Origin of the sequence: Novosphingobium sp. RL4 (assembly GCF_035658495.1) — a bacterium.
Classification (GTDB): Bacteria; Pseudomonadota; Alphaproteobacteria; order Sphingomonadales; family Sphingomonadaceae; genus Novosphingobium.
This window is the reverse complement of the sequence record NZ_CP141945.1, coordinates 202,061-226,007: the sequence shown is the minus strand read 5'-3', so window position 1 is coordinate 226,007 and position 23,947 is coordinate 202,061. Positions and strand designations below refer to the sequence as shown.

Genomic DNA, 23,947 nt, shown 5'->3' with positions numbered 1-23,947 from the left:
CCCAAGCCGCCCCATTCGCGTCAGAGAATACCGTTGGCCAGGCCACCGTCCACGGTAATCATCTGTCCGTTGACGAAGGCGGATTCCTCGGATGCCAGCCACAGTGCGGTATTGGCGATATCCTCCACTTCGCCCAGTCGTCCGAGCGGAATGCGCGCGGCGCGTTCGGCCAGCGCCTCTGCATCCAGCATCGACTTGACCCCTTCGGTCGCCACGGTGGCCGGCGCGATGGCGTTCACCCGGATGCCTTGGGCACCCAGCTCGACCGCAGCGGCACGCGTCAATCCGCCGACGCCCGCCTTGATGCCGCAGTAGAGCAACGCGTTCTTCATGCCCTTGAGCGCCGAGACCGAGGCAATGTTGATGATGGAGGCTCCCTTCGCGCTCATGTGCGGCGCGGCAGCCTGGATCATCCAGACGATCCCGTCGAACCCGACGCCGGACATGCGGGCCAGTGTCTCGGGAGCGATATCGGCTATCGGTTCATAGCGGTTCCACATCGCGCTGCTCACCACCACGTCGAGTCCGCCCAGCTCGTTCACGGTGCGGCTGACGGCGGCTTGTACCGCCTCTCGATCCGATACGTCACAGCCGACCGCGATGCCGCGTCCGCCGCGTGCGACAATCCCGTCCACCACCGTCTGCGCCCAGTGCTCCTTGAGATCGAGCACGGCAACCGCAGCTCCCTGCGCAGCGTAGAGTTCGGCGATAGCCCGTCCCAAACCGCGCGAGGCGCCGGTTACGAGAGCTACCCGTCCTGAAAGTCTTTCCGACATGATCTTCTCCGTCCTTTCCCCCGGCGCTTAATGGCCGGCGTGGGCGCGGCCAAAGCGGGGCGCAGGGCAGGGCGGCTTATCGCATAGGTGATAGGCGGCAGCGGACGGCACCCGCGATTGAGGGCGTCTCCGGCAAATGCTTGGCCCTTATTTCACGACCGTACCACGAAGCCGGCCCGAGACCGGAAGCCATGGGAGAACGCGCAGATGCCATTGCCATCGAGGATCATCGTCATCACGGGCGCAGGAGCCGGGATCGGCCTTGCCACGGCCCGCCTTTTCGCCTCGCGCGGGGATATCGTGGTGCTGGCGGACCGGGACGAAGGCGCCGTATCTAAGGCGGCGCGGGCACTGGGGGCGCCGCATTCCGCCCTGGTCATGGATATGGCGGAGGAGAGCAGCATCGTTGCGGGAATCTCGGCGGTTCTCGCGCGGCATGGCCGGGTGGACGTATTGGTCAACAATGCCGGGATCGTCGATCCGGAAGGCCGGTCCGCGCTTGATATCGACATGGCAACCGCCGAGCGCCTCCTGCGGGTCAACCTGACCGGAAGCTATCTCGCCGCGCGTGAAGCGGGCCGGGCCATGTTGCGGCAGGGAGAGGGTTGCATCATCAATCTCTCTTCGCTGATCGCGTTTCTGACGATCCCCGGGCGCGCTGCCTATGCCATGTCGAAGTCGGCATTGCTGGGCTTCACCCGGGCGCTGGCGTGCGAGTGGGCGCATGGCGGCGTGCGCGTCAACGCGGTGCTCCCGGGCTATGTCGAGACCGAGATCGTCGCCTCTCTGGTGGCGGAAGGCAAAGTCGATACCTCGGCGGTGGCGCGGCGGGTGCCGCTGGGCCGCATGGCCATGCCGGAGGAGATCGGCGAGGCGGTCTACTGGCTGGCGGGAAATCGCTATGTCACCGGCGCAAGCGTGGTCGCCGATGGCGGTTACGGCGTCTACGGCGGTTCCGATGCCGCAGCGACCGGTCCTGCACCGCAAGCTGACCCGCCTTCGCAGCGCGTGGTCGTCATTACAGGGGGCGCGAGGGGCATCGGCGCCGCGACGGCGGATCGCTTCGAAGCCGAAGGCGCCCGGGTCATCGTGCTGGACCGTGACGAGAGCGCTCTTGCCGCGCTGCCGTCCGGGCGCGTGGGCCATGTGCTCGACATTACGGACGGCGAAGCCGTGGAGTCCGCGATCGCCGGGATTGCCGAAAGTCACGGGCGCATCGACGTACTGGTCAACAACGCTGCGATCGCCGACGATTTCCTGCCCACGGTAGACCAGACGCTGGCTGCGTTCGACCTCAGCCTTGCCGTGAACCTCATGGCGCCTTTCCGGTTGGCGCGGGCCGCGGCGAGGGTGATGGCCCGCAATGGTGGCGGCGCAATCATCAACATGTCCTCGATAGCAGCGCGCGGAGGCTTGCCCCGGCGCAATGCTTACTGCGGCGCGAAGGCCGGGGTGGAAGCGATGACGCGTTCCCTGGCCTGCGAATGGGCGGCGAGCGGCGTGCGGGTGAATGCCGTTGCCCCCGGCTATATCGCGACGCCCGGCGTTTCCGCGCTGGAGGCAGAGGGCAAGCGGTCGCTGCGCCCTGTTCGCCGCCGGGTTCCGCTGGGCCGGCTGGGCGATCCTGCGGAGATCGCCGAGGCTATCGCGTTCCTTGCCGGACCACGTGCGTCCTACCTCACCGGAGCGATCGTGCCGGTGGATGGCGGCTGGTCCGCCTTCGGCGACGCCGGTGATGCGGCCGAGGTCGAGTGAACCTTCAATCGCATATGGAATTAACCCGCTCCGCAGGTTCGGAAGCGCGACGGAAGGTGCTGTCCTGCGGTCTGATGGTGGGCGGAACAGAGGATGCTGGAAGATGATCAGACTTGAAGTTGCCGACCATGTCGCCGTGGTCACCATGGACAATGCGCCGGTCAATGCCCAGTCGATGGAGATGATCCACGGTCTTGCCGATGCCTTCGACGAGATCAGCGATCGCGACGACGTGCGCGTCGCCGTGTTGACGGGCGCGGGCAAGTGCTTTTCCGCCGGGGCCGATCTCAAGAACCGCCCCGACCTGTCAGCACCGGGTTCGACCTGGAAGCGGAACCGCGCGGTGCGGGAATCCAGCTATGCGATCATCGAATGCAACAAGCCGGTGATCGCCGCCGTCAATGGCCCGGCTCTGGGCGGCGGACTGGGGCTTGCCGCGAGCTGCGACATCATCGTGGCGTCCGAGAATGCGGTGTTCGGGCTGCCTGAGGTCGACGTGGGCCTGATGGGCGGCGGGAAACATGCCGCGCGTATCCTGCCGCATTCGATGGCCCGCCGCATGATGTTGACCGGCTGGCGGGCGCAAGCCGGCGAACTCTACCGGCGCGGTGTGATCGAGGCCTGCCTGCCGCAGGACGAACTGATGCCCTGGGTCATGGACATGGCCCGGACCATCGCTTCGAAGAGCCCGATGGCAACCCGCCTCGCCAAGGATTCCATGCGCACGATCGAGAACATGACCCTGCGCGACGGCTATCGCTACGAGCAGAACAACACGCACAAGCTTTCGAAGTCGGAAGATTCGAAGGAGGCGATTGCCGCCTTCCGGGAAAAGCGCCAGCCGGTGTTCCAGGGCCGCTAAGGTCGCCCGAAAACGATAAAGAAGATGCGGGAGATCGAGGAAATGACAGCGACGATGACGATCGAAGAGGCGCCGCCAGCGGCATCCGGCCCCAGGACCGCCGGCGCCTACGACTGGTACGTCGTCGCCATTCTCTTCTCGGTTTCGGTGCTCGGCTATATCGACCGGGTGATCCTCAGTTTCCTGGTGGAGGACATCAAGGCCGATCTCTCGCTATCCGATGCGGAACTGGGCGCGGTGACCGGCATGGCCTTCGCCGTGCTTTATGTTTTCGGGGGTGTTTTCATCGGGCGCATGCTCGATCGGGGACGGCGAGTGACGATCCTGGCCGCCTGCATCCTCGTCTGGTCCGTCGCTACGGCTGCGAGCGGCCTCGCCACCGGTTTCGTCACCCTGTTCATTGCCCGCATGTTTGTCGGCGTGGGTGAGGCGGGGCTCAATCCGGCGGCGATCGGCATCATTTCAAGCCGTTTTCCGCAGGACAAGGTGCAGAAGCCGATCGGGCTGTTCACCACCGGGCTCTACGTCGGCGGCGGCATGGCCATGATGCTGGGCGCGCATCTGCTCACCCGGTTTGCCGCAGGCGGGCCATACGACCTGCCCTTCATCGACAGCGCGGAGCCCTGGCGCGTGGTGTTCCTGCTACTGGCCGTGCCGGGGCTGTTCGTGGCGCTGCTGGTCCAGTCATCCGTCAGGGAAGAGCGTGGCGGCGGACAGCGCGCGGCGCCCGCCAAGGGGGAAGCCCTTGCCTTTGCCCGCGCCAACCGCAAGCTCATCGTGCTGCTGGCGCTCGGCATCGTGTCATGGTCGATGAACAACTACGGGTTGCTGAACTGGTACCCGGCGATGCTCATGCGTTCCTACGAAATGACCCCCGGTCTGGTGGCGACCACATATGGTCCCGCCTTCCTGCTGGGCGGCATCGCAGGGTGCCTTGCGGTTCATCCCTATTACAAGTGGCTGCGCTTCCGCTTCGGCGACAGGGCGGCCTACTACCTCAGCTTCTCGTCGATGGCGGTGCTGGCCGTGACCACGCTGGTCGGCCCGATCGTGCCCACGGTGCAGCTTGCAGTGGCGATGTCCTATGTGAACCTGTTCGTGAGTTCGATATCCGTGGCATCGATCTTCGTGCTTATCGTCGCGGTGGTGCCGCCCACCTTGCGAGGGCTCTACACCGGGCTGTACATGGCGCTCGTAAATCTCACCGGCGGGGCATTCGGCTCGGTCATGGTCGGATTGCTCACCGACCATGTCTACGGCGCTCACGGCCTCAATCTCTCGCTGACGACGATGGCGGCGGCCTTCGGACCGCTCGGGGCGCTGTTGATGTGCCTTGCCTCGCGGCAAGGCGGCGCCGGTACACGGATCGCAGCCGATTGACTTGGAACCGGGCTCGGCGCAGTGCTTGTCGTCGCGGGGCGCACGGGCTCTTCGTGAAGGCATGGAGCCCTGATTGTCCATCGATTTCGAGGCGCTCTTCGCGCTTTCTCCCAACCCCTACATCGTCGTTGACCGCAATCTCGATATTGCCTGGCTGAACGATGCCTATTCGCGCTCGACCATGCGGAGCCGGGAGGAACTGACCGGCCTGGGCATTTTCGAGGCTTTCCCGAGCGAGCCGGGGTCGGAAAGTCATGAGATGCTCAAGGCTTCCTTCGAGAGGGTCCTTGAAACGGCCAGTGCCGATGAACTGGCCTTTGTTCGTTACGATATACCACGCGCCGATGGCGGAATGGAGCGTCGCTACTGGAGTGCAACCCACACCCCCCTGTTCGGCAGCGACGGGCAGGTGGCGCATATTCTACAGCACACTGTCGACGTGACCGAACTTCACGGGCTGCGGCAATTGCGGGACGAGAAACATGTCGTCGAGCGCGCCAGGGCAGTGCAGGCCCGTAATCGCGACCTGGCGGCGGAAAGTCAGCGTCTGAAGACGATGTACGATCAGGCACCGGGCTTCATCGCCATCGTCGATGGGCCGGACCACGTCTTCACTATCGCCAACAATGCCTATCGCCAATTGACGGCGGGCCGTCCGATCATCGGCAAGACGGTGGCGGAAGGTTTGCCGGAAGTTGTGGAGCAGGGGTTCGTCGACCTGCTCGACGAGGTCTATCGTACCGGGATCCCCTATATCGGACGCGGTTCCCGGGTCTCTCTGGAGAGCAAGCGGACCGGACGTTTCGAGGATCGATATCTCGATTTCATCTATCAGCCGATCCTCGATGAGCGAGGTTCGGTCGTACAGATTTTCGTCCAGGGTCAGGACGTTACCGAGCAGTTCGAAGCGGTCGAACGGCAGCAATTGCTGATCGACGAACTCAACCACCGGGTCAAGAACACGCTCGCCATCGTGCAGAGCCTTGCCACCCAGTCCTTCCGCGACCCGAAATCCTTTGCCGACGCGAGACTGGTTTTCGAGGGGCGGCTGCGGGCACTCGCCGTCGCGCACGATTTGTTGACCGAACGAAGTTGGCAACCTGCGGAACTGAGCGTGACGGTGCGCGGCACGGTTGCGGCTGCGGTAGGATCGGCCATCGACCGGGTGCGCATCGATGGCCCGTCGGTGCTGCTCGTGCCGCACGCCTCGGTATCGATGGCACTGGCCATGCACGAGCTGGCGACCAATGCCGTGAAATACGGCGCGCTGTCGTCGGTCTCGGGGGAAATCGCGATAAACTGGCGAATTCTGGATGAGGAAGACGGCAGAAGGCTGGTGATCGATTGGCTTGAAAGCGGTGGCCCGATGGTCTCGCCGCCGGTCCGCCGCGGGTTCGGTACCCGTCTGATCGAACGCAGCTTTGCGGCTGACAAGGGCCAGTCGTCGATGGAGTTCGATCCGAAGGGGCTTCGCTGCCGATTTTCGCTCATGCTGCCGCAGGAGCCTGAAGTCGGGGGCAACAACTGAAACAGGAAGTGGCGGCGCTTTCCTTGAGCGCGCCGCCGCTTCCTGAAGGCTGATAGCCTTAACCGGTCGTTCCTTCAGACCATTGTTTCGGGCCGTACCAGCCGGTCGAAAGTCGCGTCGTCCACGAGTTCGAGCTCCAGCGCCGCCTCGCGCAGGGTCTGGCCCTTTGCATGGGCATGCTTGGCGATCTTGGCGGCATTGTCGTAGCCGATCTCGGGCGCAAGCGCGGTCACCAGCATCAGCGAGCGTTCGAGCAGTTCGGAGATACGCGCACGGTTGGGCTCTATCCCGTCCACGCAGCGTTCGGCAAAGCTGGTCATGCCCGTGGAGAGCAGATCGATCGAGCGGATCACCGCCGCGCCAATCATCGGCTTGAACACGTTAAGCTCGAATGCTCCCTGCAGCCCGCCGACGGTAACGGCCTGATGGTTGCCGATGACTTGCGCGGCCACCATCGTCAGCATCTCGCACTGGGTCGGATTGACCTTGCCGGGCATGATCGAACTGCCGGGCTCGTTCGCCGGGAGATCCAGTTCGCCGAGGCCGGAACGCGGGCCTGAACCCAGCAGACGCACATCGTTGGCGATCTTGGTGAGCGCGACGGCGAGGGTGGAGAGTGTGCCGGAAAGCTGGACGAGCGCGTCATTGCTGGCGAGCGCCTCGAATGTATTGGGCGCCTGGACGAAGTTCTTGCCGGTCTGCTCCGCGAGATCGGCGGCGACAGCCAGCCCGAAGCCCTCCGGGGCATTGAGGCCGGTGCCGACCGCCGTACCGCCCTGCGCCAGTCGCAGCACGCCCTTTTCGGCATCGCGGATGCGTTGATAGGCATCGCGAAGCTGCTGCACATAGCCGGAAAATTCCTGCCCGAGGGTGAGCGGGGTGGCATCCTGCAAGTGCGTGCGGCCGATCTTCACGATGTCCTGCCAGCTTTGTGCCTTGGCATCGAGCGACGCGGTAAGCCGGTCCAGCGCGGGCACGAGGTCGTCCTCGATCGACACGACTGCCGCGACATGAAGCGCGGTTGGAAAACTGTCGTTGGAGGACTGTCCGCGATTGACGTGGTCATTGGGATGCACCGGGGACTTGCCGCCGCGCTGGCCGCTGAGGATTTCGTTGGCGCGCCCGGCGATGACCTCGTTGACGTTCATGTTGCTCTGGGTACCGCTGCCGGTTTGCCAGATCACGAGCGGGAACTGGTCGTCGAGCTTGCCCTCCACCACCTCCGCAGCGGCGGCCTCGATGGCATCGGCGAGCCCGCCTTCAAGGCCGTGGGCGCGGTTCACCCGTGCCGCTGCCAGTTTGACGCGCGCAAGGGCGCGCACGATCGCAAGAGGCATGCGCTCGCTGGATGCGAAGGGGAAATTCTCGATGCTGCGCTGCGTTTGCGCACCCCAGTAGGCGGCTGCGGGAACTTCGATTTCACCGATGCTGTCGGATTCGCGACGAATATCCATGGCCGCAGCCTACTCCTCGTTGCCGGGCCGGGAACGTGGCCCTGAGCCGAGTTAGGAGTTCACTGCAAAGGATGCAACCAATTTGCTTTTGATAATCAATATCAAGTTATCGTTTCAAGCAGCATTCGCCACTCCTCTGGCAAGGGCGCCGGCCTACGACTATCGCGATCGACGTAGACATGCGTGAAATGCCCCTCGGCGGCCGCTGCTCCCGAACCTTCCACGAAGATGCCGAGGTGGTAGGTGACACTGCTCGAACCCAGTCTGGCGACGCGGATGCCGACTTCCAGCTTCTGCGGGAACTGCACCGAAGCGGCGTAGCGGCAGCCGGTTTCGACGACGAGGCCGATCGGATTGCCGTTCTCGACATCGAGCAGGCCTGCCTCGATCAACCATGCGTTCACGGCAGTGTCGAACCACGAATAGTAGACCACATTGTTGACGTGGCCGTAGACGTCGTTGTCGTGCCAGCGCGTGGTGATCGGTGTGAAGTGGCGATAGGTTTCGCGCGGGCGCAAGGGTTCGCGGCTCATAGTGCTGCCTCGTAGAGTTGACGCGCATCGTCAAGCGTGATCGGGCGCGGGTTGTTGCGCAGCAGGCGTTCCTGCAACATGGCGTCGGCGGCAAGCCTGTCCAGATCGGCGCGGGAAATGCCCACTTCGGCCAGACGGGATGGCATTCCTGCCGTTTCGGCCATGTTCCGCAGCGCTTCAAGCAGGCCCTGGGCCTGCGCTTGCCCGCCAAGTCCTGCCAGCCCCGGATCGACCAGCGGGCCGAGCTGGGCGTAGAGCGGCAATGCGGCACTCATGTTGAACGCCAGCACATGGGGCAGCATGAGCACGTTGGACAGGCCGTGGGGAACGTGGAACCGGCCTCCGAGAGGATAGGCAAGGGCGTGTACCCCCGCCACCGGGGCATTGGCGAAGGCCACTCCCGCCAGATGCGCGCCGAGCAGCATGGCCTCGCGCGCGGCGATATTGGCGGGCTCGGTACAGGCGGTGAGGAGATTGCCTGCGAGCAGGGTCAGCGCCTCCCGGGCCAGCATGTCTGACAGCGGGTTCTTGAGATGCCGCGAGGTATAGGCTTCTATCGCATGGACCATCGCATCCATGCCGGTGGCGGCCGTCACTGCGCTGGGGAGACCGAGCGTCAACGCGGGGTCGAGCACGGCATTTCCTGCCACCAGCGCGGGTGAGGATACGCCCCGCTTCTCGTCGCCGGGCAGGGTTATGATCGAAACCGGCGTGGCTTCGGAACCGGTGCCGGCAGTCGTCGGGATCAGCACCAGCGGCAGGCCGGTGCCGCGTGCATTGCCCACGCCCCAGATCTTGTCGAGGTCATCGCCCGAGCCGAGCAGATAGGCTGCCAGCTTTGCGACATCCATCGGACTGCCACCGCCGAAACCGACGACACCGGCTGCCGCGATGTCCTGCCCCGCTGCCACGACAGCTTCTAGTGTCGCCCGGGAGGGGTCTGCTTCCACCGCGTCGAAAACCGCGACTGGCCGACCGGAGGTTCTCAGCGCTTCCAGCGCCGGTTCCGCCAGTCCCAGCGACACGATCTGGCGATCGGTGACGAACAGGACCGGGCCGTCGGGCAGCATGTCGGCAACCCGCCTGGCGGTGCCTTCACCGCAGGTCACGCGCGGGCCGTAAGTGAAGCTGAAGGGGGCGCTCATGCGAAGCCTTCCCCGCGCCGGGCAAGGTCGCGCAGCAGGGGCGAGACAGTGAAATCGGCCGGGAGACGGTCTGCGTGGCGGTTAAGCGCCTCGACGATCCTGGCAAGGCCTGTCTCACCGGCCCAGAACATCGGGCCGCCGGTCCAGCGGGGCCAGCCGTAGCCATGGAGCCAGACCACGTCGATATCGGAAGCGCGCTGGGCGATCCTCTCCTCCAGGATTTTTGCCCCCTCATTGACCATCGTGTAGAGCGTGCGCACAACGATTTCCTCGTCTGCAATCTCTCGCGGGACGATGCCCTCGCGCTCTCGAAATTCCTCGATCAGGGCGGTGACGACCGGAGAGTTCGTGCGCTTGCGCTGTTCGTCATAATCATAGAAGCCCGCACCGGTTTTCTGGCCCCAGCGTCCCTGTGCGCAAAGGGCGTCCTTGAGGTTTTCGATCCGGGCGGGATCGCGGTGCCAGCCGATGTCCACCCCGGCGAGGTCGGTCATCTGGAACGGTCCCATGGGCATGCCGAAATCGGTGTGGACCTTGTCCACCTGATCGGGGCTGGCCCCTTCCAGGATCAGGGCCAGGGCATTGTCCTGCCGGGGGATCAGCATGCGATTGCCGATGAAGCCGTAGCAGACCCCCGCAACCACCGGAACTTTCCCGATCCTGCGGCCGAGCGCCATGGCGGTGGCAATCACATCCGGCGCCGTTTTCGCGCCGCGCACCACTTCCACCAGCTTCATCACATTGGCGGGCGAAAAGAAGTGCAGGCCGACCACGTCCTGCGGACGGGAAGTGCTTGCGGCGATTTCATCCACGTCGAGGTAGGACGTGTTGGATGCGAGGATCGCGCCGGGGCGGGCAACCTTGTCCAGCCGTGCGAAAACCTCTTTCTTCACGTCCATGTTCTCGTAGACCGCCTCGATCACGAGATCGCACTGGGCCAGAGCCTCGAAATCCAGGGTCGGCGAAAGTCGGTCCATCGCCGTCTCGACCTGTTCCGGGGTGAGGCGGCCCTTGGCGGCGCTCGCTTCGTAATTGCGGCGGATCACCCCGGTGCCGCGCTCCAATGCTTCGCCATTGGTCTCGACCATGGTGACGGGGATTCCCGCCGACAGGAAGTTCATGGCGATGCCGCCGCCCATCGTGCCTGCGCCGATGATGCCGACGCGGCCGATCTCGCGCAGGGGCGTGTCCTTGGGCAGATCCTCGATCCGTCCGGCGGAGCGCTCGGCAAAAAAGGCGTGGCGCAGCGCGCGGGACTGGTCACCGGCGACGAGATCGAGGAAGAGGCGGCGCTCCACCGCCATGCCTTCGGCAAATGGTAGCGCGGCGGCGGCCCTCACCGCCTCGACACAGGCGGCCGGGGCATGGAGGCCCTTGAACAGTCGGGGGTTGGCCGCCACGAACGCATCCGCGCTTCCCGCTTCGCCGGAGACTTCGCGCAAGCGGGTAGGGCGCGCGGGCAAGCCGGAAGCGGCCAGTTCGCGGGCGGCCGGAAGCAGTTCCGCGTAATCCGCAACCATGTGATCGACGAGCCCGATCCCGGCCGCCTTGGCCGCTGCGATGGGAGAGCCGGAGACGATCATCCGCAGAGCCTCGTCCAGGCCGACGAGACGGGGCAGACGCTGGGTGCCGCCAGCGCCCGGCAGGATGCCCAGGGTCACTTCCGGCAGGCCCAGCTTCGCCTCTTCAAGGGCAATGCGGTAATGGCAGGCGAGCGCGAGTTCGAGACCGCCGCCCAGCGCGGTGCCGTTGATCGCGGCGATCACCGGTTTGGGGCAGGTCTCGATCGCGTCCAGCACATCGGGCAGTTGGGGATCGGCAAGTGGTTTGCCGAACTCGGAAATATCGGCCCCGGCGCTGAACAGCCTGCCCGCGCCGGTCAGGATTATCGCGGTTACCGCGTCGTCCGAGGCGGCACGGGCTACTGCTTCGGAAAGACCCGCGCGCACGGAAGCGCCGAGCGCGTTGACCGGCGGATTGTCCAGGGTGATCTCGAGAATGGTGCCGGAAAGGGCCGTGCGGATCATGGGGAACTCCAGAAGGTAAAGAGCGGGGATCGGGGCAGGAAGGAAGGGCTCAGCCGCCGTTGAACCGGGGCGGGCGCTTCTCGCGAAAGGCGGTCACGGCGTCGCGGTGGTCGCCGGTCTGTCCGAGCAGGGGCTGCATCGTGGCTTCGAAGTCTAGAAAGGTCTCGAAGCTCATCGCGGGAGCTGCGGCGAACTGGCGCTTGGCGAGATGAAGCGCGGTGGCGGGCCCTTCGGCGATATCGCGCGCGAGTTTCATGGCGCGGTCCATCAGGGCATCTCCCGGCAGGACTTCCATGGCAAGGCCGAGCGCGAGGGCTTCTTCGGCACGGACCTCGCGTCCGGAATAGACGATCTCCCGTGCGCGCATCGGATTGACGGTGCGCAGGAAGTGCCAGGCGAGGCCCGCATCCGGAGCATAGCCGATGCGGCGGAAAGTGGCGGCGAAGCGTGCTTCTTCACCGGCGAGCACGATATCGGCGGCGAGGGCGAAGCCCCACGCCGCGCCAATGCAAACGCCGTCCACCGCAGCGATCACCGGAGCGCGGAAGCGGGCTACCGCGCGGGCCATGGCATGAAGGAGATGCATCCGGGCCAGGAAGTCCTCGGGGCCAGTGTCTCCCATTTCGCCGATATCCGCGCCGGAGCAGAAGTTGCCTTCGCTCCCGGTAAGGACGACGGCGCGGACGGAACGATCCGCGTCCAGCGCGGCAAAGGCATCGACGAAATCCCGCCGCATCGCCATGGTGAAGGCATTCTTCGCGCGTGGGCGATCGAAGGCGACAATGGCGACCGGGCCATCGCGGGTGACTGTAATGCTCATGCCCCCGGCTTAGGCTGCCTGTCCTTTCGGCAGGAGGCCAAGTGCGCGGGGGCGGCCATATTCACGGATATGATGGGGCCTTATGCTAGTTTACAACCTGGGGTGCGGGTGCAACGAGCCCGAAAGTACCCCTGGGCGCCTCGAACAGGCCCAGAAAGGCCTTGAGCCGCCCGGCCCGATCCTCGTCCAGCGGATCGACCGGCGGCTTGTTCGTGATCGCGGCGACGAGCTGGGCGTGGGTCATTTCGAGCCGCGGCGCTGCAGGTACGCCCGGCCCGACCGGCTGATGGATCAGTACGCCGCTGCGCACTTCGATGTGCTGCGCTTCCTTCCCGCCATCCAGCGCGAGATCGAGCGTCATCGGCTGCGCGAGGGCGCGTTCCGGGACCAGCCTCACGGCGAGCAGGTTGAGTATCTCGTCCAGCGAAAGTGCGGGGATCGAGCCGGCTACGGAATCGAACCCGGCCTGTTTCACGCCTTCGCGCAGTTCTTTCGCGCCGGAGAGGAAGGCGTTGCGCCACATCGAGCTTGTCGCCTCGTAGCCCTGCTGTTCCAGGCTGTCGGCCAGGGCGAGTTTGGCGGCGCGGTTGTCCGGCTCTGCGAAGACAAGGCGGGAGAGCAGTTCCGATGCCCAGCGATAGTCGCCCCCCTCGATGGCCTTGCGTCCTTGCGCCAGCACCGCGTCCGGCCCGCCCATCGCCGCGACATATTTCGGCGCGGCCGCTTGCGGCGGCAGCGGGTTCAGGTTCGCCGGGTTGCCGTCGTACCATCCCATGTAGCGCTGGTAGACCGCCTTGGCGTTGTGGCTGAGGGTTCCATAATAGCCCTGATTGAACCAGCGATCGGCAAGCGGTGCAGGCAGCTTGAGGTTCTCCGCGATTTCCGTGCCGTTCAGGCCCTGGTTCATCATTCTTACCGACTGGTCGTGCAGGTACTTGTACATGTCCCGGTGAGCAGAGAGGTAGTCCAGGATCTTCGCATTGCCCCAATGCGGCCAGAAATGGGAGGTGATGAGCGTATCCGTACCCGCGCCGTAAAGCCGGATGGATTCGGTGAGGTCGTCCGCCCAGGCCTTTGCATCGCGGACCTGCGCACCTCGCAGGGTCAGGATGTTGTGCAGCGAGGAATTGGCGTTTTCCGCCATGTCCAGCACGCGCAGGCCGGGGAAATAGATCGCCATTTCCGCCGGGGCCTCGGTATTGGGCATGTACTGGAATTCGAGCTGCACGCCATCGATCGTCGCTGTTTCGCCGGTCTTGTGGATTTCGCGCGTGGGCGGGAGCATCCGGACCGTGCCGGTCGCCATGCCGAGGCGGTTGAAGGCCGGGCCGATGCCGTCGCTCACGTCGGCTCTGGCGCCGGTTCCCAGCAGGTGGCCGAAGGCATATGTGGCGCGGCGGCTCATGGCCGGGCCTGCGATCACGTTTTCGGAAATCGCTTCCTTGAGGAATCCGCCGGGCGCGATGATCGGCACTTTTCGGCGCGCGGCTTCTTCGGCGCCGATGACACCCGCAGCGCCGCCGAAATGGTCGATATGGCTATGGGTGTAGATCACCGCGACGACCTGCCGGTCGCCGAGCTTCGCGCGCACGAGGTCCATCGCCGCCTTCGCGCTTTCCACGGTGGTGAGGGTGTCGACGACGATATAGCCGGTCTTCCCCAGCACCACGGTCAGGTTGGCGAGTTCGATCCCGCGCACCTGATAGACGCGGTCCGTCACCTTGAAGAGCCCCGATTGCGACAGGAGCTGCGCGTTGCGCCAGAGGCTGGGATTGACGCTGTCCGGGCGCGGGCCCTTGAACATGTCGAGTTCGGAGAGATCGCGGATCTTGCGGCCGTCTTCCTTCGCGATCACTCTGCCGGGAATGCCCGCGATGAACCCGCGGCTGGCAAGTTCGAAATCCTCCCGGTCGTTCCACGGCAACCGGGATGTGGTTTCCTCGAAGTAGCGCAAGGTGGCGGGCGAGGCGGGTTTCGATTCGGCGGTGCCGGCGTCCTGCGCATGAGCGGTTCCGGCGGCGAAAGCGGCGAGGGAGATCGCGGCAACTACCGCTTTCGAATGTATGCGACGGGTCATGGGCATCCTCTTTGCGACCGGCGCCGGGTGTCGTTCCCCGGCCAGACAGCCGCCGCACTGTCCTCGCGGGCCGGCCACCGGCAAACCCCGCGAGGATCGGCGCGGCGTAATTCCCGGTTGTGATAATGTTTCCGGGGCTCCCGCGTAAGGGGCCGGGGCGAAGGGCGGGTTGCTAGGAGGAGCGGGACCGGATCACCCCGACCCGGGGCCGAGGAACCTGCGCCATGACCAGCCATGCCTTCATCTGCGATGCCGTCCGCACCCCGATCGGGCGCTACGGCGGCGGGCTTGCGGCTGTTCGTGCGGACGACCTGGGCGCGGTGCCGCTGCGAGCCTTGCTCGCGCGCAATCCCGGGCTCGATCCGGCCGCGATCGAGGAAGTGTTCTACGGCTGTGCCAACCAGTCGGGCGAAGACAATCGCAATGTCGCGCGGATGAGCCTGCTGCTGGCGGGCCTGCCGGTGTCCGTCCCCGGAGTGACCGTCAACCGGCTCTGCGCTTCCGGTCTCGAGGCGGTGGGGGCCGCTGCACGCGCGGTGCGGACCGGGGAGATGGAACTCGCTGTCGCCGGAGGGGTAGAGAGCATGACCCGCGCGCCTTTCGTCATGGGCAAGGCCGAAGGCGCGTTCGGGCGTAGCCAGAAGATCGAGGATACGACGATGGGCTGGCGCTTCGTCAATCCCGCGCTCGATGCGCTTCACGGGACCGAAACGATGCCCCGCACCGGTGAGAACGTGGCGCAGCAGTTCGGGATTTCCCGCGCGGATCAGGACGCCTTCGCGCTGCGGAGCCAGAAGCGCGCCGCTGCCGCGCAGGCCGCGAACCGCCTTGCGGCGGAAATCGTGCCGGTCACGGTGCCGGGGCGCAAGCGGGGGGAAAGCGTGGAGATCGCCGTTGACGAGCATCCCCGCGCCGATACCACGGCTGAGGCGCTGGCCAGGCTGAAGCCGCTGTTCGGCCCGGAGGGCACGGTTACCGCAGGCAATGCTTCCGGCATCAACGATGGCGCGGCGGCGCTGGTCATTGCCGGGGAGGCTGCGGCGAAGCGCCATGGCCTGGTGCCGCGCCTGCGCATTTTGGGTATGGCCTCTGCCGGGGTGGAGCCGCGTGTGATGGGCATCGGGCCAGTTCCGGCGACCCGCAAGCTGATGGCGCAACTGGGCCTTTCCATCGCCGATTTCGACGCGATAGAGCTGAACGAGGCTTTCGCCAGCCAGTCGCTCGCGGTGCTGCGCGCGCTTGGCTTGCCTGACGATGCGCCGCATGTGAACGCCGATGGCGGCGCCATCGCTCTCGGCCATCCGCTTGGCATGTCGGGCGCGCGTCTCGCGCTGACGCTGGCGCGGCAACTGGAGGCGGGTGGCGGCAGGCTGGGTCTGGCAACCTTGTGCATCGGCGTGGGCATGGGACTGGCGCTGGCTGTCGAACGCGTTTGACCGCTGCGGCATGGTTGCGCCGGTGGAGCTGCATTGCTATCTAAAATAGCTAAGTTCCGGGAGAGCATCCATGCAGTTCGAGCGCATCAACCCCCTGACCGGCGAGGTCGCCTCCAGTGCGGCAGCGATGACCGCTGCCGAAATGCCGGCCATTGCCGCCCGTGCCGCGGCAGCGCAGCCGTTGTGGGCAGCGCAGGGGCCTGCGGCGCGTCGCGCGGTCCTGATGAAGGCGGCCGATGCGCTGGAGGCGCGCAAGGCCGATTTCGTCGCCGCCATGATGGGCGAGATCGGCGCAACCGCCGGTTGGGCAATGTTCAACCTGACGCTGGCAGCCGGTATCCTGCGCGAAGCGGCCGCCATGACCACGCAGATCGGCGGCGAGGTGATCCCTTCCGACAAGCCGGGCTGCATTGCCATGGCCCTGCGTGAACCGGTGGGCGTCATCCTTGGCATCGCTCCTTGGAATGCGCCGATCATTCTCGGCGTGCGGGCCATCGCCATGCCGCTCGCCTGCGGTAATGCGGTCATCCTCAAGGCCAGCGAGACCTGTCCCCGGACGCATGGCCTGATCGTGGAGGCGCTGGGCGAGGCGGGGTTCCCGGAAGGCGTGGTGAACGTCGTCACCAACGCACCCGCAGATGCCGCAGGGGTGGTGGGCGCCCTGATCGATGCGCCCGAAGTGAAGCGCATCAACTTCACCGGATCCACCGCAGTCGGCCGGATCATCGCGACCCGCGCTGCGGGCCATCTCAAGCCCTGCCTGCTCGAACTGGGCGGCAAGGCGCCGCTGCTCGTTCTGGAGGACGCCGATCTCGACGAGGCGGTGAAGGCGGCCGCGTTCGGGGCCTTCATGAACCAGGGCCAGATCTGCATGTCGACCGAGCGGATCATCGTGGTCGATGCCGTGGCCGATGAATTCGTGGCACGGTTCGCGGCCAGGGTCGCCGGGATGGCAGTGGGCGATCCGCGCGAGGGCGCGACGCCGCTGGGTGCCGTGGTTGACGAGAAGACGGTCGCGCATTGCCGCAGCCTGGTGGAGGATGCCGTGGCGCGAGGGGCGCGCCTTCTGGTAGGCGGCGAAACGACGAACAAGGTTCTCATGCCTGCGCATGTCGTGGACGGGGTAACGCCGGAGATGAAGCTGTTCCGTGACGAGAGCTTCGGCCCGGTGGTGGGCGTGATCCGGGCGCGGGACGAAGACCATGCCGTGGAACTTGCCAACGATACCGAATATGGCCTTTCGGCGGCCGTGTTCACGCGCGATACCGCGCGCGGTCTCGGCATCGCGCGCCGCATTCGTTCGGGCATCTGCCATGTCAACGGACCGACCGTTCACGATGAGGCGCAGATGCCGTTCGGCGGGGTCGGCGCTTCGGGTTATGGCCGCTTCGGCGGCAAGGCCGGGATCGACAGCTTCACCGAACTGCGCTGGATCACCGCCGAGACGCAGCCGGGTCATTTCCCGATCTGACCGCTCGGCTCCAGGGCCCGGCTCGATGCTTGGCGCTTTCCAATCGCGGAAACTCTCGATAGGCTATTTGCGAACAGTTCTCAAATAGCGAGTGAACATGCCGCAGGCCAACGTCTACCGAGTGAGCGAATGGAACGGAAAGAGCGGCGAACGCTGGGTCTCCAACCAGGCGCGTCTCGATGCCATGCTGGAACATTTCGGAGCCGCCGCGATCGAGGCTGCCGTGCCGGTGCCGGGCGAACAGGTGCTGGATATCGGCTGCGGAGCGGGCGCGACGAGCCGCGTGCTCGCCGATCGTGTCGGCCCTGACGGCCACGTCACCGGCATCGACATTTCCGCCGCCCTGATCGAACGCGCCCGTGGGCTTTACCCGGCAGATACAGGGCTCGATTTCGAACTGGAGGATGCGGGCAGTGCCGATCTGGGGGCGGCGCGGTTCGACCTGCTCTATTCGCGTTTCGGCGTCATGTTCTTCGCCGAGCCGGTCGCGGCCTTCACCAATCTGCGTCTGGCGTTGAAACCGGGAGGACGGGCAGCCTTCGTCTGCTGGCGCGGGGCCGACGAGAATGACTGGGTGCGCTTGCCGATGGGGGCGATCAAGGGCATCGTCCCAGCTTCGCCGCCGCCGGAGCCTGATGCACCGGGGCCGTTTTCGTTCGGTGACGGGGAAAGAGTCCGATCGATCCTCTCGCTTGCGGGGTTCACGGATATCGCGATCGCGCCGTTTGACCGCGAAATCCCCTTCGGGCTCGGGACCAGCAGGGAAGGGGCCATCGGCGATGCGGTGGACATGGCCTTCGAGGTCGGCCCGCTGTCCCGCGCTCTGGCGGACGCCGCCCCGGACGTGAGAAAAAGCGCCGCAGCAGCAGTGCGCGATGCTTTCGCCCGGCGTCCGGGCGAGCACTCGGTGATGATCGACGGTGCGGCATGGATCGTGACCGCACGCAACGCATCTTCGTGATGGACAGAAGGGCGCGGCGAAACACCGCGCCCTTCTGTCCGATCAGAAGCGGAAGCGCGTCCCGAGGCCGAAGTAGCGGCCTTCGTAGCGGATGTCGCGCGGGTAGGTCTGGGTCTGGTTGAAGTAGCGGTAGTTGTTGAACGGCTTGCCCAGGATATTGCTGACGTCCGCCGTGATCGTGATTGCCGGGATCACGGTGTAGGACAGGGAATAGTCCAGTCGGGCGATCGCCTTGGTTCCTTCGCCCACGTAGAGATTGCCATTGGCGTCGGGCGAGTAGAAGTTGGTGAACTTCGACCGGTAATTGTACGAAAGACGGGTCGAGAGCTTGCCGCGTTCATAGAACAGCACGGCGTTGTAGCTCCAGTGCGAAACGCCGGGGATGGCCACCATCCTGGTGTCCTGACCAAGCGCGTTGGGCAGTTGGTTCTTTCCGTCAAGATAGGTGACGTTGCCCTGCACCCCGAAGCCGGAAAGCATGCCCGGCAGGAAGTCGAAGAAGCTGTGGAACCCGGCTTCGACGCCCTTGATGCGGCCTGAGCCGGCATTTTCGGGGCGAACCACCTGGATCAGCCCGTAGACCGGGTCCTGCACGTCGCGCGTATAATCGCTGATGAAGCCGTCGAGATCGCGATAGAACAGCGAGACGCCCGCCGCCGCACGCGGGGAGAAGTAGTATTCGAGCGTGGCGTCATAGTTGCGCGAGGTCAGCGGCGCGAGGTCGCGGTTGCCGGCGCGGCCATAAGCGTCATAGCGGCCCGGCGTGCCGCCGGTGTTCTGCGCGCGGGTGATGTTCACGGCCGGATTCAACTGGCCGAACGTCGGACGGGTACGCGTCTTGGTATAGGCCAGGCGGACCTGGAACTTGTCCGTGAAGCGGATGCGCGTGCTGAAGTTGGGCAGCACGTCGACATAGTTCTGGCGCGTTTCCTCGGGCGTCTGCACGCCGTCCACCAGCGATGTGCCCGAATAGCGGCCATCCGTATTGACGATGCGCACGCCGACGAGACCGCCGATCTCCACCCCGCCGATGTCGAAGGCATACTTGCCCTGCGCATAGGCGGCATAGGTCTTTTCGCTCGCATCCCATGAAGCCAGCGGATCGAGCGGAACGTCAACGCTTGACCACCGCTGGATATTGTCGCGGATGCCGGCATCGTTCGGATACATCAGCGCCAGCTGCTGCAATCCGGCAAGCGATATCGCGCGCAGGCCGTCGATATTGCTGCGGACTGCCGAGCGGCTCGGCGCCAGCCACTGGGTGAAGCCCTGCACGCCGCCCCGGAAGGTATTGTCGATGAGCGACATGTCGCCCAGTCCGAGTTCGTTCATCCCGATGCCGAGATCCATCAGGTAGGCATAGCGCGAACCCGAACGCACCGACGAATCCCGTGTCGTCACCCGGCTGCCGACCTGGAGCAGGGGCAGGAAGGGAATGTCGGTTTCCAGCGAGACGTCGCCGCGCCACTGGATGCCGTTGCCCTTGCCCACGTAGATACGGTCGAAGAAGCCGCGGAACTGGTAGTTGGCGGGATCCGTCGCATCGAAGCCGGGAAGTGAGAAGGCCGCGGAGCCCTTCACGTCGAAGGCGGCATCCACCGTCGGCGCGGAAGTGAGGGCGGAGTCCAGGCTCCATTCGGTCTGCTTGAACGTGCTGTCGGTATAGGCGAAGTCGGTCGAGATCGTCGCCTTGCCGGTGGTCCAGACCGCGCCGATCGCACCCTGATAGGTATTGGTGTCGCCATTGACCGTGGAGCGATAGATATCGGGGCGCCAGCCACCCGTCTTGGTCAGGCTGAGAACCTTGTTGGGCTCGTCGGGATCGAGAACGACATTGCTGAGCTGCGCTCCTGCAAAGCGCAGCGAGGTCGCGAAGAAGTCGTTCGCATCACGTCCGCGATAGGCCTGCCACAGGCCATCCACGTAGATTTCCAGATTGGGCGCGGGCTTCCACTGGAGCGACGCATTGATCGACGGGCGCTTGCGGATGCCGCTGTTGTAGAAGACGCCGACCGCTTCCGGGAAGACGAAATCGCGGCCGACCGATTCCGGTTCCACGGTATTGCCGGCATCCGGCGCCAGCACATCGGCGCTGTTCCAGCGCGCTGCGTTGCGGAACTGCTGCTGGGTATAGGCGAAGTTGATGAGCGCGCCGATCTCGCCGATGCCGGTCTGCCAGCGGTCGGTGATCTGGAGATTGGCGTTGGCGGGGTCGTACTTCTTGGACTGGTCGTTGTAAGTGCCGCGAACCGATCCGGCCACTTCGAAGCCCTTGAAGTCGAACGGGCGCCATGTCCGCACGTTGATGAGGCCTGCCAGGCCCGGCTCGATGAGATCGGCGGTGCCGGACTTATAGACTTCCAGCGCGCGCAGGGCGCCGGGAGGGAAGTCCCAAAGCGCCACGCCGCGCGATTCCGCGGTGAAGATGTCGCGACCGTTGAAGGTCGTCGTCAGATCGGGCAGCCCGCGCACGAGCACCTGGTTGGCCTCGTCGCCCGAACGGCTGACCTGGATGCCGGAAACGCGCGCCAGCGATTCCGCCGCGTTGTTGTCCGGCAGCTTGCCGATATCTTCGGCCACGACCGCATCGACGATCGCGTCGGAATCGCGTTTGATCTGGGCTGCGTTGAACAGGCTGGCACGGAACCCGGTGACGATGATGTCTTCCGGCGACACTGCTTCCTTCGCGGCATCGTCTTCCGGAACGGGCTGGACTTCAGGCTTGGCGTCCTTGTCGTTCGATACGGCCTGCCCCCAGGCCGGTGTAGCGAACGCGACGAGTGCGCAGGACAGACTTAGTCTGACTTTATTCACGATTCCCTCTCCCCTGTTCCCCATTGTCGGGGCAACGTCAGCGCAGCGAAGGCGCTAACGTCGGATTATTTATCCGATATCCGGGGAGTTATCGTCGAAGAATGGATTCTACAACAATAAAATAGTCGGACTAATTAAAACTGTTTCCGAAAGGTAATAAGTAGCTCACGTCTTATTTCCGGCGATTGCGCAAACGCGCTCCCTTCCCGCGAAAGGAAGGGAGCGCGTCTGGGTTGAGCCTCAGAAATCCACCGTCGCCGACAGCCAGAGCCGGCGGCCTTCCTGATTGATCGAGTAGGCGGGAGTGTAGACCGTGCTCGTGCCGCTCGCATAAGGCACGTAGACCGCGTAGTCGGTGTCCAGCACGTTGTAGACCGTGGCCGCCAGACGGAAGGCGGGGGTGATCTGGTACGACCCGCCAAGGTGGAACACTTCGTAGCTGCGGAAATCGCCCACCGCTGCCTGCTGGACATTGTTGCCGCGCCAGCGGCCGGAGCGGATCTCGGTCCTGGCCCAGAGGCTCGCTTCTTCGCTGACCTTCCAGCGCAGGTTCCCGTTCAGCATGTGCTTGGGCATGCCCACCAGCGGGAGCCCCTTTTCGCTGCCGCTGAGTTGTTCGGTTTCGGTGTAGGTGTAGTTCACCGAGAGCGAAATCGCCGGTGTGAAGGCGAAGCGGGTGGCCACTTCGACACCGCGGGTCCGGGCCTTGTCGATATTGATCGACTGGCCGAACAGCTCGACATTGGGGAAGTTGCCCACGTCGATGCAGCCCGCTGGAGGGGTGGTATAGCCCGAGAACGTGCAGTTCGGAATGCCGGGTCCGGAGGCGATCTTGTCGTCGAAATCGTTGTTGAACAGGGTGACGTTGCCGCTGAAGAAGCCATGGCTGTCGTAGTAGAGACCGGCTTCGTAGCTGGTGCTGGTCTCGGGCATCAGGTCGGGCGTGCCGATCAGCGGTACGCGGCCCTGGCTGCCGAAACCGATGATGCCGCTGGCGATCTGTTCGACGCGCGGGGTCTTGAAACCACGGCTGACGCCGCCCTTCACGGTCAGGCCATCGTTGATGTTCCAGACCGCATAGGCGCGGGGAGACCACTTGCTGCCGAAGGTGGAATGGTCGTCGTAACGGGCGCCGCCAGTCAGGTTGAACCCGTCGACCACGGTAAGGGTCGCTTCGGCGAAGCCTGCCCACTGGGTGAACTTGAACGGTGCGGGCGCGACGCCGTCCTTCATCTGCGCGCGCCAGTACTGTCCGCCGACCGTGAAGGCAACGGGGCCTGCCTTTCCGGCAAAGCGCGAATCGATGATGTCGTTGCGGGCTTCGAGATTGCGGGCACTCCCGGGCGTCGCACCGGGGGTGCCGTTGGGAATGAGGCGGCCGATCGTCTCGGTATCGTTGCGCGTCAAAGTGGTGTCGAGTGTGCCGAGGCCGGTGCGCCAGCTATGAGCGACCACGTAGTTCGTGCGGTTGAACTGCTGCCTCGGTGAATAGCCGCCCGATCCCAGCGTGCCGAGCTGGCCCTTGCTGTTGTCGTAGGTCTGCTCGTTACGGTCGATCTCCACCCAGAGATCATGGTCGACATGGGGCGTGAAGCTGAGGCGCCCGCCGTAAGTGTAGATATCCGATTCCACCGGGTTGCGGCCAAGCGTGAGCGCAGGATCTCCGGGTATCTCGATATTCGCGCCCTCGCGGTGGAACACGCTGCCGCGCAGGGTCAGGCCGAGAAGATCCTTGACGACGGGTCCTTGCACGAAGCCGTTGATCGACTGGATATTGCCGAACCGATCGTCGCCCTGAACCGTGGTTTCGGCCGATGCCGTGCCGACCCAGCGCGTCCCGACCTTGCGGGTGATGATGTTGACGACGCCGCCCATCGCGTCCGAGCCATAGAGCGTGGACATGGGTCCGCGCACCACTTCGATCCGATCGATCGCGGAGAAGGGTGGCATGAAGCTGGTTGAGGATTCGCCGAAGCCGTTGGGCGTGACGTTGCCCGGGGCGTTCTGGCGGCGGCCGTCGATCAGGATCAGCGTATAGTCGCTGGGCATCCCGCGGATCGAGATGTTGAGGCCCCCGGTCTTGCCGGCCTCACCACCGACATCGACGCCCTGCACATCCTGCAATGCCTCCGCCAGGCTTCCGAAGCGCTTTTCCTGAAGTTCCTCGCGGTCCAGCACAGTGACGCTGGCCGGGGCTACGGTAATGTCCTGCTCATAGCCTGCCGCCGTGACGACGATCGCCGGGCCGGTGTTTTCCTCGGCTTCCGCAGCATGGGCGCCTTGACCTGCAAGGCAGGTAAGAGCGGTGCAGGCGAGCGCGGTCAGGCTGGCTCCGGAAAGGATGCGCGCGCGGCGATAGGACGTGTTCGACAAGACTGATCCCCCTGATGAGTAATGCGAATGCATCGCATTTGCACGGGCCAGTGTGGTCGCTGCTGCAAGCTGTCAATCGGGTCGGATCGGCAAGTCGCTATGGGAAATGAATTATTACGAGGAGCAACATTTCGGCTGCCACCCCGACATGATGCCGCATCGAAGTATTGCAGAAGGACTGTTCGAACCGCTCTTGAACTTCCCTTTTCGGGTTTAGGGTGGCAGCTGTTGAATGGCCCGATGAATTCATGGAAAGCGTTTCGATTCGAAACGGTGCATTAAATGGCGTCGAATTGACCGCGATCGCCCTTGCGTGGAATTTTGCAGTTCGGCAGCATCGTCACGGAAATGCCGCAGAGAGTTCAGCTCCTGCCCCGAAAGTACAAAAAAATGGCCCGAAGGCGTGAAGCCTTCGGGCCAGGAAATGGGGCTGCTCGGTTAGGAGCCGCCTTCGGGTCGCAAGGCTTTTCTAACGGATTGAATCCATATTCCGCGTGACACGGATCACGCACATGCAGCGAATCAGAATTGGTTT

Annotated in this window: 17 protein-coding genes; 8 read left to right on the top strand and 9 right to left on the bottom strand. The window is 64.8% G+C overall.

The features are described from left to right. Positions 1-20: 20 nt before the first annotated feature. A complete protein-coding gene (locus tag U9J33_RS18365; protein ID WP_185999725.1) occupies positions 21-776 on the bottom strand; it encodes an SDR family NAD(P)-dependent oxidoreductase in 756 nt (251 codons plus the stop codon). Between the two features lie 207 nt (positions 777-983). Here U9J33_RS18365 and U9J33_RS18360 point away from each other — a divergent pair, with 207 nt between their 5' ends. The 4 genes from U9J33_RS18360 to U9J33_RS18345 all read left to right on the top strand — a co-directional run bounded on the left by U9J33_RS18360 (position 984) and on the right by U9J33_RS18345 (position 6,301). Beyond that, entirely contained in the window at positions 984-2,531 is a 1,548-nt protein-coding gene (locus U9J33_RS18360) for an SDR family oxidoreductase (RefSeq protein ID WP_185999724.1), read from the top strand. A gap of 103 nt (positions 2,532-2,634) precedes the next feature. Then, positions 2,635-3,393 (top strand): enoyl-CoA hydratase/isomerase family protein, encoded by a 759-nt coding sequence (locus U9J33_RS18355; RefSeq protein ID WP_185999723.1) that lies wholly within the window; start codon positions 2,635-2,637, stop codon positions 3,391-3,393. 42 nt (positions 3,394-3,435) lie between these two features. Next, positions 3,436-4,773 (top strand): MFS transporter, encoded by a 1,338-nt coding sequence (locus U9J33_RS18350; protein ID WP_185999722.1) that lies wholly within the window; start codon positions 3,436-3,438, stop codon positions 4,771-4,773. A gap of 73 nt (positions 4,774-4,846) precedes the next feature. After that, the gene (locus U9J33_RS18345) at positions 4,847-6,301 is read left to right on the top strand and encodes a sensor histidine kinase (RefSeq protein WP_185999721.1); all 1,455 of its coding nucleotides are present in this window, start codon (positions 4,847-4,849) and stop codon (positions 6,299-6,301) included. A gap of 74 nt (positions 6,302-6,375) precedes the next feature. Here the strand turns inward: U9J33_RS18345 and fumC are convergent, their stop codons facing one another. The 6 genes from fumC to U9J33_RS18315 all read right to left on the bottom strand — a co-directional run bounded on the left by fumC (position 6,376) and on the right by U9J33_RS18315 (position 14,357). Beyond that, the gene (fumC, locus tag U9J33_RS18340; RefSeq protein ID WP_185999720.1) at positions 6,376-7,755 is read right to left on the bottom strand and encodes a class II fumarate hydratase; all 1,380 of its coding nucleotides are present in this window, start codon (positions 7,753-7,755) and stop codon (positions 6,376-6,378) included. A gap of 101 nt (positions 7,756-7,856) precedes the next feature. Beyond that, positions 7,857-8,288 (bottom strand): acyl-CoA thioesterase, encoded by a 432-nt coding sequence (locus tag U9J33_RS18335; protein ID WP_185999719.1) that lies wholly within the window; start codon positions 8,286-8,288, stop codon positions 7,857-7,859. Continuing rightward, positions 8,285-9,433 carry an iron-containing alcohol dehydrogenase gene (locus U9J33_RS18330; RefSeq protein WP_185999718.1) on the bottom strand — a complete coding sequence of 383 codons (1,149 nt, stop codon included), beginning with the start codon at positions 9,431-9,433 and terminating at the stop codon, positions 8,285-8,287. Before U9J33_RS18330 ends, U9J33_RS18335 begins: the two co-directional genes overlap by 4 nt. Then, the gene (locus U9J33_RS18325) at positions 9,430-11,460 is read right to left on the bottom strand and encodes a 3-hydroxyacyl-CoA dehydrogenase NAD-binding domain-containing protein (RefSeq protein WP_185999717.1); all 2,031 of its coding nucleotides are present in this window, start codon (positions 11,458-11,460) and stop codon (positions 9,430-9,432) included. Before U9J33_RS18325 ends, U9J33_RS18330 begins: the two co-directional genes overlap by 4 nt. A 49-nt stretch (positions 11,461-11,509) precedes the next feature. Continuing rightward, positions 11,510-12,280 (bottom strand): enoyl-CoA hydratase/isomerase family protein, encoded by a 771-nt coding sequence (locus tag U9J33_RS18320; protein ID WP_185999716.1) that lies wholly within the window; start codon positions 12,278-12,280, stop codon positions 11,510-11,512. Positions 12,281-12,365: 85 nt separating this feature from the next. Further along, complete coding sequence (locus U9J33_RS18315) at positions 12,366-14,357, bottom strand: alkyl/aryl-sulfatase (protein ID WP_185999715.1); 1,992 nt, start codon at positions 14,355-14,357, stop codon at positions 12,366-12,368. 224 nt (positions 14,358-14,581) lie between these two features. Between U9J33_RS18315 and pcaF the strand changes: the two genes are divergently transcribed. The 3 genes from pcaF to U9J33_RS18300 all read left to right on the top strand — a co-directional run bounded on the left by pcaF (position 14,582) and on the right by U9J33_RS18300 (position 18,225). Further along, positions 14,582-15,793 (top strand): 3-oxoadipyl-CoA thiolase, encoded by a 1,212-nt coding sequence (pcaF, locus tag U9J33_RS18310; protein ID WP_185999714.1) that lies wholly within the window; start codon positions 14,582-14,584, stop codon positions 15,791-15,793. Between the two features lie 70 nt (positions 15,794-15,863). After that, positions 15,864-17,264 carry an aldehyde dehydrogenase gene (locus U9J33_RS18305; RefSeq protein ID WP_185999713.1) on the top strand — a complete coding sequence of 467 codons (1,401 nt, stop codon included), beginning with the start codon at positions 15,864-15,866 and terminating at the stop codon, positions 17,262-17,264. 97 nt (positions 17,265-17,361) lie between these two features. After that, the gene (locus U9J33_RS18300; RefSeq protein WP_324699942.1) at positions 17,362-18,225 is read left to right on the top strand and encodes a class I SAM-dependent methyltransferase; all 864 of its coding nucleotides are present in this window, start codon (positions 17,362-17,364) and stop codon (positions 18,223-18,225) included. 42 nt (positions 18,226-18,267) lie between these two features. On the opposite strand, the gene U9J33_RS18295 is transcribed toward U9J33_RS18300, so the two are convergent. Further along, positions 18,268-21,039 carry a TonB-dependent receptor gene (locus U9J33_RS18295; protein ID WP_231636264.1) on the bottom strand — a complete coding sequence of 924 codons (2,772 nt, stop codon included), beginning with the start codon at positions 21,037-21,039 and terminating at the stop codon, positions 18,268-18,270. Between the two features lie 240 nt (positions 21,040-21,279). Further along, a complete protein-coding gene (locus tag U9J33_RS18290) occupies positions 21,280-23,445 on the bottom strand; it encodes a TonB-dependent receptor domain-containing protein (protein ID WP_185999711.1) in 2,166 nt (721 codons plus the stop codon). Between the two features lie 185 nt (positions 23,446-23,630). On the opposite strand from U9J33_RS18290, the gene U9J33_RS18285 reads away from it, so the two are divergent. Further along, positions 23,631-23,819, top strand: coding sequence for a hypothetical protein (locus U9J33_RS18285; RefSeq protein ID WP_292636109.1), 189 nt, complete (start codon positions 23,631-23,633; stop codon positions 23,817-23,819). Positions 23,820-23,947 lie beyond the last annotated feature (128 nt).

Excerpts from the sequence above, each read along its gene's own strand:
- U9J33_RS18365 (WP_185999725.1), bottom strand. The coding sequence starts at position 776 with ATGTCGGAAAGACTTTCAGGACGGGTAGCTCTCGTAACCGGCGCCTCG.
- U9J33_RS18360 (WP_185999724.1), top strand. The coding sequence starts at position 984 with ATGCCATTGCCATCGAGGATCATCGTCATCACGGGCGCAGGAGCCGGG.
- U9J33_RS18355 (WP_185999723.1), top strand. The coding sequence starts at position 2,635 with ATGATCAGACTTGAAGTTGCCGACCATGTCGCCGTGGTCACCATGGAC.
- U9J33_RS18350 (WP_185999722.1), top strand. The coding sequence starts at position 3,436 with ATGACAGCGACGATGACGATCGAAGAGGCGCCGCCAGCGGCATCCGGC.
- fumC (WP_185999720.1), bottom strand. The coding sequence starts at position 7,755 with ATGGATATTCGTCGCGAATCCGACAGCATCGGTGAAATCGAAGTTCCC.
- U9J33_RS18335 (WP_185999719.1), bottom strand. The coding sequence starts at position 8,288 with ATGAGCCGCGAACCCTTGCGCCCGCGCGAAACCTATCGCCACTTCACA.
- U9J33_RS18330 (WP_185999718.1), bottom strand. The coding sequence starts at position 9,433 with ATGAGCGCCCCCTTCAGCTTCACTTACGGCCCGCGCGTGACCTGCGGT.
- U9J33_RS18325 (WP_185999717.1), bottom strand. The coding sequence starts at position 11,460 with ATGATCCGCACGGCCCTTTCCGGCACCATTCTCGAGATCACCCTGGAC.
- U9J33_RS18320 (WP_185999716.1), bottom strand. The coding sequence starts at position 12,280 with ATGAGCATTACAGTCACCCGCGATGGCCCGGTCGCCATTGTCGCCTTC.
- U9J33_RS18315 (WP_185999715.1), bottom strand. The coding sequence starts at position 14,357 with ATGACCCGTCGCATACATTCGAAAGCGGTAGTTGCCGCGATCTCCCTC.
- pcaF (WP_185999714.1), top strand. The coding sequence starts at position 14,582 with ATGACCAGCCATGCCTTCATCTGCGATGCCGTCCGCACCCCGATCGGG.
- U9J33_RS18305 (WP_185999713.1), top strand. The coding sequence starts at position 15,864 with ATGCAGTTCGAGCGCATCAACCCCCTGACCGGCGAGGTCGCCTCCAGT.
- U9J33_RS18300 (WP_324699942.1), top strand. The coding sequence starts at position 17,362 with ATGCCGCAGGCCAACGTCTACCGAGTGAGCGAATGGAACGGAAAGAGC.
- U9J33_RS18290 (WP_185999711.1), bottom strand. The coding sequence starts at position 23,445 with ATGCATTCGCATTACTCATCAGGGGGATCAGTCTTGTCGAACACGTCC.